The organism is Collinsella aerofaciens, assembly GCF_040915425.1.
GTDB classification, from domain to species: domain Bacteria; phylum Actinomycetota; class Coriobacteriia; order Coriobacteriales; family Coriobacteriaceae; genus Collinsella; species Collinsella aerofaciens_BW.
This window is the reverse complement of sequence record NZ_JBCPDN010000070.1, coordinates 1-10,889: the sequence shown is the minus strand read 5'-3', so window position 1 is coordinate 10,889 and position 10,889 is coordinate 1. Positions and strand designations below refer to the sequence as shown.

The 10,889-nt window shown below is 60.1% G+C and carries 12 protein-coding genes and 2 tRNA genes; all 14 read left to right on the top strand.

The window, feature by feature from the left end; all coding sequences use genetic code 11:
* Positions 1 to 358 (top strand): pilus assembly protein (locus AB5164_RS08860; RefSeq protein WP_368147992.1); only part of this gene is annotated, 358 nt, incomplete at its 5' end.
* Entirely contained in the window at positions 330 to 2,483 is a 2,154-nt protein-coding gene (locus tag AB5164_RS08855; protein ID WP_368142205.1) for a hypothetical protein, read from the top strand. The genes AB5164_RS08860 and AB5164_RS08855, both read left to right, overlap by 29 nt.
* Positions 2,483 to 2,959: a hypothetical protein gene (locus AB5164_RS08850; protein ID WP_368142204.1), complete on the top strand. Its 477-nt coding sequence runs from the start codon at positions 2,483 to 2,485 to the stop codon at positions 2,957 to 2,959. Before AB5164_RS08855 ends, AB5164_RS08850 begins: the two co-directional genes overlap by 1 nt.
* On the top strand, positions 2,935 to 3,315 hold the full coding sequence (locus AB5164_RS08845; protein WP_368142203.1) for a DUF192 domain-containing protein: 381 nt from the start codon (positions 2,935 to 2,937) through the stop codon (positions 3,313 to 3,315). The genes AB5164_RS08850 and AB5164_RS08845 overlap by 25 nt, the downstream gene beginning before the upstream one ends.
* A gap of 59 nt (positions 3,316 to 3,374) precedes the next feature.
* Positions 3,375 to 3,641, top strand: coding sequence for a hypothetical protein (locus AB5164_RS08840; protein ID WP_035136816.1), 267 nt, complete (start codon positions 3,375 to 3,377; stop codon positions 3,639 to 3,641).
* Positions 3,638 to 3,925 carry an ATP-binding protein gene (locus AB5164_RS08835; protein ID WP_199575474.1) on the top strand — a complete coding sequence of 96 codons (288 nt, stop codon included), beginning with the start codon at positions 3,638 to 3,640 and terminating at the stop codon, positions 3,923 to 3,925. The genes AB5164_RS08840 and AB5164_RS08835 overlap by 4 nt, the downstream gene beginning before the upstream one ends.
* Before the next feature lie 123 nt (positions 3,926 to 4,048).
* Positions 4,049 to 4,121: transfer RNA gene (locus AB5164_RS08830), tRNA-Phe, on the top strand.
* Between the two features lie 475 nt (positions 4,122 to 4,596).
* The gene (locus tag AB5164_RS08825) at positions 4,597 to 5,658 is read left to right on the top strand and encodes a glycoside hydrolase family 5 protein (RefSeq protein WP_161115712.1); all 1,062 of its coding nucleotides are present in this window, start codon (positions 4,597 to 4,599) and stop codon (positions 5,656 to 5,658) included.
* 6 nt (positions 5,659 to 5,664) lie between these two features.
* Positions 5,665 to 6,543: a 16S rRNA (cytidine(1402)-2'-O)-methyltransferase gene (gene rsmI / locus AB5164_RS08820; protein WP_368142202.1), complete on the top strand. Its 879-nt coding sequence runs from the start codon at positions 5,665 to 5,667 to the stop codon at positions 6,541 to 6,543.
* A gap of 69 nt (positions 6,544 to 6,612) precedes the next feature.
* Positions 6,613 to 8,214, top strand: a complete 1,602-nt coding sequence (gene metG / locus AB5164_RS08815; protein WP_368142201.1) for a methionine--tRNA ligase — start codon at positions 6,613 to 6,615, stop codon at positions 8,212 to 8,214.
* A 110-nt stretch (positions 8,215 to 8,324) separates the two neighbouring features.
* Positions 8,325 to 9,185, top strand: coding sequence for a 16S rRNA (adenine(1518)-N(6)/adenine(1519)-N(6))-dimethyltransferase RsmA (gene rsmA, locus AB5164_RS08810; RefSeq protein WP_368142200.1), 861 nt, complete (start codon positions 8,325 to 8,327; stop codon positions 9,183 to 9,185).
* A complete protein-coding gene (locus tag AB5164_RS08805) occupies positions 9,175 to 10,092 on the top strand; it encodes a TatD family hydrolase (protein ID WP_368142199.1) in 918 nt (305 codons plus the stop codon). The genes rsmA and AB5164_RS08805 overlap by 11 nt, the downstream gene beginning before the upstream one ends.
* Positions 10,093 to 10,135: 43 nt before the next feature.
* Positions 10,136 to 10,222 (top strand) — tRNA-Leu (locus AB5164_RS08800).
* A 306-nt stretch (positions 10,223 to 10,528) separates the two neighbouring features.
* Positions 10,529 to 10,889, top strand: a 361-nt coding sequence (locus AB5164_RS08795; protein WP_368147990.1) for an SPFH domain-containing protein, incomplete at its 3' end; no start/stop codon positions are given.

Genomic DNA, 10,889 nt, shown 5'->3' with positions numbered 1-10,889 from the left:
GGTCATGGAGTCTGCCGCCGCCGAGACCGCGCGGCTCATGACCACGACGACGGCGGAGGACGACGATCTTAAGGAGTTCACCCTCCGCCGGCTTGCCGCAGTGCCCAACGTTTCGATCTTTCATGCCGGCGGGCCGTTGTCGTGGGATGTCGAGCTTAGCCGGGCCGATGCGGGCGGCGTCTCGTCCGTGTCCGTTTCCGGCGAGGTCAAGCCGTTGCCTGTGATCGGTGCGTTTGCGCAGGTTATGGGTGGTACCGCCGAGGGCGGCTACGTTGAGCTCAAGGTCGATGTCTCGTATCAATCACGTCCCGAATGGCTGGAGGGAGATTATGATTCGTGGATTGCTGCATGGGATTAAGCGTTTCTGGTCTAGACGCGTTTTGACGCGCCGTCCGAGCTGCCATCGCAAGCGAGGCGGCTTTATGGGCCGCGCCGGTATCGACCTGTTTATCGAAGACGGTGCCTACACCACGCTTTCTTCTGCCGTGGTCATCCTAGTGGTGCTCACGTTGTTGTTTTCGTCGACCGCGGCGATATGGAGCATGTCGCGTGCCGGGGATACCCAGGTGGCGGCCGATAGCGGCGCGTTGGCGGGTGCCAACGTGGTGTCGTCCTATCACACGGCTGCCACGGTGGTTGATGCGAGCATCTTGAGTCTGGGGCTAGCGGGGTTTGCCACAATCGGGACGGGCCTGGTTGCCATTCTCATCCCAGGTGCCGAACCAGTTGCCGGCAATATGGTCGACACCGGGATTGAGATCATTAAAACGCGCAATAAGTTTGCCAAAAGCGCATCGGAAGGCTTGCAGAAAATCGAGACGGCTCTGCCGTATCTGATTGCCGCGCGTGCCACGCAGGCGGTATCGGCGCAGGATACCGATAGTGTGGCCTATACCGGTACGGCGCTTGCCGTGCCCAGGACATCCGAGTCGGACTTCGCTGCGCTCAAAGGGTCAGAGATCTCGACCGATACCATTAAAGACACATCAGATGATTTAGAGCGTGCGGCCGAGGAGTTGCGGAAGGCTTCTGAGGACACGGCGAAGGCTAAAGAGCGCGCTTGGCTGGCGGATTGTGGCGGGTCGGACGAGAGTTCGATTGGCAAGTACTCGTGTATGTGGGAGCGTGCGAAAAAACTAGCAGAACTATCTGACAGTCAGAACCGTCATGAAAAGTCGAGCATCACATGGGAGCCGCAAATAGCGCTCGATCGCGCGAAAATCTATTACCGGCAGCGCTTGGCGAATGAAAAACCTCAGGGATCGAGCGTCGAGATGAAGGCGGAGTCGGCGGCGCGCAAGGCGTTTTACACCTATGCGAGTACAGAGGTCAATCGTGCATATGTAACCGAGGACGGAGATGAAGTTACTTCCCATATCCCGCTGTTGCCGCGCAACGCTGACGAGGTGCGAGCGACGGAACTCTATACCGATGCGGCGTGGCCAACCAGCGCCATCGATGGCAAGACGTATCTGCATTACGGAACGAGTTGCCCCAACTATAAGAAGGGGTCGCCAGGCGGGTTAGCCTCGGTTGCTGATTATGACGGACAGGACAGATGCAACAGATGCCATTTTGGCGTTTCGTCGCTCGGTGCCGTTGCAGCGCCTTCGACTTCTATCGAAAACGGCTTTGAGTACCACTTCGATAAGTTCAAAGAGGCCCTGGAAGACTACGTCGAATGCCGCAACAAAGAGCTCGAGCTCGAGCGTCAGACCGAGGATGAGGCCGACCGTGCGGGCAATGCGTTTGACCAGGCCATCAAGGAGCTTTCCGGCGAGCGCCCGCGTATCGCCCCGCCCGGTCGCAACGGCGTGGTTGCCCTTGCGGTTTCGGGTGCCATCTCGAGCCCCGATGAGCTCAACTCTTCGTTTAACACGGCAGTCAGGCTTGGCGATCGCGGTGCTATCTCTGCCGCGGTGCTGGCGCCCGATGAGGCGGCGGCGCAAAACAACGTGCTTTCGCGATTTTTCTCGACATTGAAGGAACGCTCGGGCGGCGTTGCCGGCGTACTCGATGGCGTCATGGATGTTTGGGGACGGCTGCTCGTAGGATACGGTGATATCCAAGGTTCGGCCGACGAACTTATGGACGAGATGATTAAGGGCCTAGGAGGGGGCAGCGGCGCGTTGGGCTCCATCGCATCGTGGCTCGGCGATACCGTTTCGGCGTCCGTGGCGGCGTTGGGCCTGGAGCCGTGCGACTTGCGCCTGCGAAAGCCGGTGCTGACCGATTCCGCAAATGTCATTAAGAGCCCGGGGTCTGACATTGCGGGTCTTTCTCAAGCGCAAGACAAACTGCGAAGTATTCCGTTGGGCGTGACCGATCCCAAGGCGCTTTGCGAGGCGTTGGAATATCAAGTCGAACGCACCATTAACGGTACGGTGTTCACACTTGCGGAGATTCCTCTGCCCGGCGGCGGCTCCATCCCGCTCACCGTCGATGTCGCCACGCTGGTTGGCGCTCTGGGCGGTGGGTCGTAATGAGTATCCGCATGCGTCTGCGCGAGGAGCGCGCCCAAGCGACGGTTGAGATGGCAGTGGTTACGCCCGTTTTGCTGGTGCTGGCACTCGTCGTGTACAACGTCATGATCTTTGCCAGCGCTGTCGCGCGCTTCGACCGCGTGGTGCCCGACATCGTGTTGGCGCACGCCGTGGCGTCGGAGGGGGAGGGCGACGAAAGCTCTGCCGATGCCTCGGCGACGGTTCAGACTCAAATTCTGAATGCCATGGAAGGCTATGACTTGCAGATCGAAGTGTCGAGCGAGCAAGGCGCGAAGGCATCGGATGGTGGCCTGCTCTCCCTATCCGGTACGTTTAGGACCTACACCTGCACCATGCACTATGAGCCGTGGCCGACTTCTCTCAGCATCGCTGGCGTTCCGCTGGGGGCGCCGACAACGTTGTCGCACGAGCGCGCGGTAACGGTCGATCCATGGCGTCCGGGGGTGGTCATGTGACCGCGGTCTCGTCCTACATCGCCTACGCGCGGGCACTCAATAGGCTGGGTTGGACGCCGGCCGAGTTTGCGGTGGCGGAGTCGTTTGTCGTGCGCCTGCGCGGCATGCTGGGACGGCGTCCGGTTGCCGCCAACGGCCTGCCGCTCGTCATGGCGTTTCCACGCTGCTCTTCGGTCCATACGTGTTTTATGGCCTATCCCATCGACATCGCCTTCATCGATGCACGCGGCAATATCCTCGCGCGCTACGAAAACGTATGTCCCTGGTGTATGTGCTCCTGCCCCGGCGCCTGGGCGGTATTGGAACGCCCTTCAATCCTCGCTACACCTCCCGCCCTCCAACAAGTGCCGGCGTAAGAGATTGGCGACAGCGGACTTTCGTCATACGAAATTGGGTAAGATGGAGGAGAAGATGCATGGATGTTGAGATCCATCCGAACGCCAAAAAACACTTGACGGAAAAGCAGGTACTAGGTGCCTGGTTCGCGGTTACTGAGTGCATTCGCCGCGAGTCGGAGGACGAGCCGCCGAGATGGCTTGCCATTGGATGGCTTCCAGATGGTCGAAGTGTGGAACTTGTTGCGGTCGAACTAATTCGTGGATGGCTCATTATTCATGCCCTGTCTCCGGTTCAGAAGAAATTCTGGCAAGAGATCGAGCGAGCTCGGCAGAGGGGTCGATGATGGGCAAGACGTATACGGCCGCTAATGGTCAGGTTGTAACGGATGAAATGATTGACGCGTGGTGCGAGTCGTACGAGCGCGGAGAGTTTCCGGATGGCGAACACACCGTTGGTGGAATCGTGCATGGACGGCCCCCGCTCTCAGGTGAGGGGACGGCAACGCTGTCGGTCAAGATTCCTCTGGGAATGAAGGAGGCCATTCGTCGACGGGCGGCTGCCGAGGGGATGACGCCAAGTGAGTTTGCCCGTGCGGCTCTGAGCGAAAAACTTCTTGCTGCCGGCTGATGCCTCTGACCTGCCGATTTATAGAACCGAGGCTGTGCTCAAAAACTTTTTTAAAATTCTCGGTTGACCGGAACGCGTCCTTGGTTATACTAATCAAGCCTTGAAACAAGGCACACCTCAAATGGCTGGGTAGCTCAGTTGGTAGAGCAGAGGACTGAAAATCCTCGTGTCAGGGGTTCGATTCCCTTCCCCGCCACCTTGAATTGACTAGGACCTCTGCAAAGGGGTCCTTTTCTTTTATACAGCCCCCACATGGAATCGAACCCCGTGAGGGCGCGGAGCTGAGTAAACGCGTAAGCGTTTGCCAGCGCAGCTCGCAAGGCGCGTAAGCGCCACAGCGGTCCGTCCGCGCAGCGCGCGGACGCGATTCCCTTCCCCGCCACCTTGAATTGACTAGGACCTCTGCAAAGGGGTCCTTTTCTTTTATGCGGACCCGCGGAAAATGCATCCCATTATTTTGACCCAGAGCGGGATGCGCTTTCCGGCGCTTACTTCCGACGTGCGCGCACATCTCGGCGCGCCATCTCGGGCCCGCCCAGATATTCCTTCCGCTTTTGCGCCACTTTACAGACCGTTCGGTCGTCTGTCCGCACGCGCGGGTATACTCAAAACGATACTTTTCCTGTGCAATACGATGCAGGCTCAGCCTGCACGATCCGAAGGGGGCAGTGATGGAGAGGATACTCGGCGTTAATCTCTCTGGCTGGTTTATTCCCGAGCCTTGGGTGACACCGTCGCTATACGCGGCGACCGGTGCATCCAACGCGGCCGAGCTGCAGGAGGCCATGGGCACCGCCGCCTATAACGAGCGCATGCGCCGTCATTACGAGACGTTTGTGAGCGAGGACGATTTCCGCCGCATGGCGCAGATTGGCCTCAATGCCGTGCGTCTGCCGGTACCCTGGTATGCCTTTGGCTCGCAGGAGTCCGATGCGTCCTACATCTCGGTTGTCGACTACATCGACCGTGCAATTGAGTGGGCTGCCAAGTACGACATCCGCGTGCTGCTTGATCTAGCAACTGTGCCCGGTGGCCAGGGCGATTCCAACGATTCGCCCGCCACGCCGGAGGCTGTTGCCGAGTGGCATTCGTCCACCAACGGTCGTCATGTCGCGCTCGACGTGCTCGAGCGCCTGGCCGATCGCTACGGCGAGGCCGAGAGCCTGCTGGGCATTGAGCTGCTGGATACGCCGCAGATGAGTGTCCGCAAGAGCCTCTTCACCATGACGGATGGCATTCCGGCGCACTACCTGCGCAACTTCTATCGCGATGCCTATGAGCTCGTCCGTTCATATATGCCCGAGGATAAGATCGTCGTCTTCTCGTCGTCGGGGCATCCCAGCGAGTGGAAGCATTTTATGCGCGGCGCCAAGTACAAGAACGTCTACATGGACCTTCACCTGTACCATTACCGCGACGAATATGCGCTCGATATCACGAGCCCCCGCGGGCTGACGACGGCGATTTCGCGCAACAAGCGCGAGCTCAAAGAAGCGATTTCGACTGGGTTCCCCGTGCTGGTGGGCGAATGGTCGGGCGCGGCGATCTTTGCCAACTCGTCGGTTACGCCCGAGGGCCGCAATGCCTACGAGCGCGTGTTTATCGCCAACCAGCTGGCTTCGTTTGCGCCGGCTGCCGGTTGGTTCTTCCAAACGTGGAAGACCGAGAAGCGCATTGCGGCATGGGACGCCCGCGCGGCGCTCGGTACGCTCGAGCGCGGCATGATTGAATAGGTTGATATGACGCAAAACAGCGCCCATACGGGCAAACTCTATGTGGTCGGCACGCCCATCGGCAACCTGGGCGACCTGTCCCCGCGCGTTGGCGAGACCTTTGCCGCTGCCGATGTCATCTGCTGCGAAGACACGCGCGTGACGTCAAAGCTGCTGATGCACCTGGGCATTTCCAAGCCGCTTGTCCGTTGCGACGAGAATGTGATCGCCAGCCGCGCCGCCGGCCTGGTCGACCGTCTGCTGACGGGGGAGACCCTCGCTTTTGCCTCGGACGCCGGCATGCCGAGCGTGTCCGATCCCGGCCAGGCGCTGGTCGAGGCGGCGCGTGAGGCCGATGTGCCCGTCGAAGTTATTCCCGGGCCCTCTGCTTGCGTCACGGCGCTCGTTTCGTCCGGCATTTCCTGCGAGCATTTTTTCTTCGAGGGCTTTTTGGGTCGAAAGCACGGCGACCGCGTGCGCCGCTTGCAGCGCCTTGCCGTGGTGCCCGGCGCGCTCATCTTCTACGAGTCTCCACATCGCATCGTGGCGACGCTCGAGGCTGTGGCAGAGGTTTTTCCCCAGCGTGAGGTTGCCGTCTGCCGCGAACTCACCAAGTTGCACGAGGAGGTCTTGCGCGGACCCGCTGCCCAGCTTGCCGAGGAGCTGCGTGCCCGCGGCGAGGTAAAGGGCGAGATTGCGCTGGTCATCGCGCCGCCGAGCGAGGATGAGGAGGCCGGTATCATGCCGGTTGGCGCCGCGGCGGCGGATCCCGACGAGGCCCTGCGCGAGGATATCCGCGTCGCGCTCGAGGAGGGGGAGCCCGCCTCTGCGGTGGCCAAGCGCCTGTCTCAGAAGTATTCGCGCCGCAAGCGCGATGTCTATGCCATGGTGCTCGATATGCAATAGATGGAGGATATCCAGCCCTTGCGTTAGAATCATCCCCTGTATGCAACGTTTTTCTGGAGGACAGACCCCATGGATCAAACCAAGCCTTCGTTCTTTATCACGACGCCCATCTACTACGTCAACGCCGATCCGCATCTGGGCACGGCTTATTCCACCATCATCGCCGACGTCCAGGCTCGCTATCGTCGCTCAGCCGGCTATAACGTCAAGTTCCTGACTGGCATGGACGAGCACGGCGAGAAGGTCGCCGAGGCTGCAGCAAAGCACAACATGACGCCGCAGGAGTGGACCGACAGCCAGGCTCCGCACTTCAAGGAGCTTTGGAGCAAGCTCGAGATCTCCAACGACGACTTCATTCGTACCACCGAGCCGCGCCAGCATCATGCCGTGCAGTACCTGTGGGAGCGCATGAAGGAGTCCGGTTACCTGTATAAGGGCAGCTACGACGGCTGGTATTGCGTGCCTGATGAGACCTACTTCACCGATACACAGGTCCAGAAGGGCGACGAGGAGTACGGCAGCGTCGGCCAGCACCTGTGCCCCGACTGCCACCGTCCGCTTGAGCGCGTGCAGGAGGAGTCCTACTTCTTTAAGCTTTCCGCCTTCCAGGACAAGCTGCTCAAGCTCTATGACGAGCACCCCGACTTTGTCGAGCCTGCGTTCCGCATGAACGAGGTTCGCAGCTTTGTCGAGGGCGGCCTTAACGACCTATCCGTGAGCCGCACGAGCTTTGACTGGGGCATTCAGGTCCCGTTTGACGAGGGCCACGTGACGTATGTGTGGTTCGATGCACTGCTCAACTACATGACGGCCGTCGGCTACGGTGTGGACACCGACGAGGCACGTGCCGAGCTGGCCTATCGCTGGCCCGCGCAGTTCCACATCGTGGGTAAGGACATCATCCGCTTCCACTGCGTCATTTGGCCCGCCATGCTCATGGCCATCGGCGAGGCCCTGCCCGAGCACGTCTTTGCCCACGGCTTCCTGACCGTGCGCAATGCCGAGACTGGCAAGGCCGAGAAGATGTCCAAGAGCCGCGGCAACGCCATCGCTCCGCAGGACGTTATCGACATGCTGGGCGTCGAGGGCTATCGCTACTACTTCATGACCGACGTCGTTCCCGGTACCGACGGCGCCATCAGCTTCGATCGCATGGAGCAGGTCTACAACGCCGACCTGGCCAACAGCTGGGGCAACCTCATCTCACGTTCGCTCAACATGAGCGGCAAGTACTTTGATGGTTGCGCGCCCACCAAGCCCGCATCGTTCGATGCGTTCGACAACCCGCTGGCAAAGATTGCCGATGGTCTGGTCGAGCGCTACATGGCCAAGATGGACGTGCTCGATTACGGCGGAGCCAAGGATGAGGTCATGGAGCTCATCCATGCTGCCAACCACTACATCGAGGACTCCGAGCCCTGGGCGCTTGCCAAGGACGAGGCCAAGGCTGACGAGCTGGCGTTCGTGATCTACAACCTGCTCGAGGCCATCCGCATTGCCGCTCACCTGCTGATGCCGCTCATGCCTCAGACTTCCGTCGAGGCCCTGCGCCGCCTGTCCTGTGAGAACGAGGCCGCGAGCGACGACCTCAAGGGCATCTGTACTTGGGGCCTGCTTGCCGGCGGTCAGCCCGTCGAGAAGGGCGATCCGCTGTTCCCGCGCCTGGCGTAGAGACCGCGCGAGCGCCATATCGGCAATTTGCTGTTTAGCTGTAAGGGCATGGCCGCCACGGTCCATGCCCTTTTGTTTCAAGACGCCGCTATCATGCTAAGGAGGCAACTATGACAACTTCGCCTTTGGCAAACCCCACGGCCACCAGGGAACTGCTGGAGGAGTTTGGCCTTGCGACCAAGCATCGCCTGGGCCAGAACTTTCTAATCGACAATCATGTGATCGAGCGTATCTGCGAGCTTGCCGAGCTCACGGGCGATGAGCGCGTGCTCGAGGTTGGCCCGGGCGTTGGTACGCTCACACTTGCGCTGCTGCAGGAGGCGGCGTGCGTCACGTCGATCGAGGCCGACCCCGAGCTCGAGCCGGTGCTCGATGCTCACGCCGCCGACTATGCCAACTTCCGCTTTATCATGGGCGACGCGCTCAGGGTGACGCCGGAGCAGATTGAACAGACCGCGGGCGGTGAGCCGACGGTGTTTGTCGCGAACCTGCCCTATAACGTGGCGGCGACGATCATCCTGCAGTTCTTCCAGACGATGCCGGCGCTCAAGCGTGCCGTCGTCATGGTGCAAAAGGAGGTTGCCGATCGCATTGCCGCAGTGCCGGGCAACAAGACCTATGGCGGCTATACGGCAAAGCTCGGCCTGTATGCGCAGGTGACGGGTCGCTTTGAGGTGCCGCCGCGCTGCTTTATGCCGGCGCCGCACGTGGACTCGGCTGTCGTGCGTATCGACCGTGTTGACGGCGTGGTGCCCGAAGGACTCGATCGCGAATTTGTGGCCCGCGTGATTGACGCCGCATTTGCTCAGCGTCGCAAGACCATCCGTAATTCCATGAGCGCCAACGGCTTTGCCAAGGACGTGCTCGATGCCGCCTTTGAGGCTTGCGGTATCGCACCCACCACGCGCGCCGAGACGCTTGATGTTGCCGACTTTGTCCGCCTGGCCCAGGAGCTAATCCATGATGCCTAATGCCGCACGCGTGACGTTTACCAAGAAAAAGAAGACGGTCGCCTGCCCCGTGCCCTTGGCACCGCTTGCCGACACGCATGCGCATCTGCTTTCGTTTTGGGGCAAAGAAGTGCCCGAGACGCTCGTGCGCGCCAAAGCCGCGGGCGTCGACCTGTTGGTGACGATGTTCGATCCCATCGCTGACAAACGCAGCGTGACGGACTATAGCGACTGGCTCGTGCGCGAAATTCTGCCGATGCAGGATATCCCGCAGATCAAGTATCTTGCCGGCGTGCATCCGTATGGCGCGCCGGACTATACCGACGACGTTCACGCGCAGGTCGTTGCCGCACTCGATGACCCCTTATGCGCCGGTATCGGCGAGATCGGTCTGGACTACCACATGGATTACGACGACGATATCGCGCCGGCGCCCCATAGCGTGCAGATTGACTGCATGGCACGTCAGCTCGAAGTTGCCGTGCGCCGCAATGTGCCGGTGGAGCTGCACCTGCGGCACGAGGATTCGGACGGGGAGCGCACCTCGCACGTTGATGCGTACAACGTACTGCGCGAGGTGGGTGTGCCCCAGGCTGGTTGTGTGCTGCACTGTTTTGGCGAGGACCGCGCCACGATGGAGCGCTTTGTGGAGCTGGGCTGCTATATCGCCTATGGTGGTGCGGCCACCTTTAAGCGCAACGACGACGTGCGCGAGGCATTTGCGGCAACCCCACTCGATCGAATTTTGTTCGAGACGGATTGCCCGTATATGGCTCCGGAGCCCATCCGCGGTCTTGAATGCGAGCCCGCAATGATCTCCATTACGGCAAACGCGCTGGTTAACGACCGTGTCGATCGCACTGGTGAGGATGCCGAAACAATCGCGCAAGCCGCTTGGGAAAATGCTCGCAAACTTTTTCAAAAATAGTTCTTGCGTTCGTGGTGGCGCTCCGTTATTCTAATTCCTGCACGCGGGCGTGGCGGAATTGGCAGACGCGTACGGTTCAGGTCCGTATGGGGGCAACCCCATGAAGGTTCAAGTCCTTTCGCCCGCACCATTAGATGAAAGAGCTCCCAGCAATGGGAGCTTTTTTGTTATGGGCCCATCGCAGGGACTTGAACCTGCGAAGGAGCGAGCGTAAAGAAAACGCGGAGCGTTTTTAGCGAGCTGGCGAGGACGCCGGCAGGCGGCCAAAGCCGGTGCGGATCCGCGAAGCGGATACGCGGACGTCCTTTCGCCCACACCATTAAATGAAAGAGCCCCCAGCAATGGGGGCTTTTTTGTTATGGGCCTCCTGTTGGTGTCACGTGGCTGCTTCGTGCGGGTATCCTAATGCCAACGTGTGCCTATCAGAGGAGAGACCATGCTGTTTTCCGGTATCATCGCCGCCCTTACCAGCCTTTTGATTCCCATCATCATTTTGTTGCTGCTGCTTCCCAGCGCCTGCTATGTCGTTGAACAGCAGCATGCCGTGATCATCGAGCGTCTGGGCAAGTTTAACCGCATCGTCAACGCGGGCTTCCACATGAAGGTGCCCGTGATCGACCGCAAAGCCGCCACGGTGAGTCTACGCACCATGAAAAACGGTTTTGGTATCGACGTTAAGACTCAGGACAACGTGACCATCGGCCTTGAGGTCTCTGCTCAGTATCACGTGAGCTATGACATGGGTGCTGGCCCGGCGGATTCGGGCATCTACAAGAGCTACTATATGCTGCAGGAGC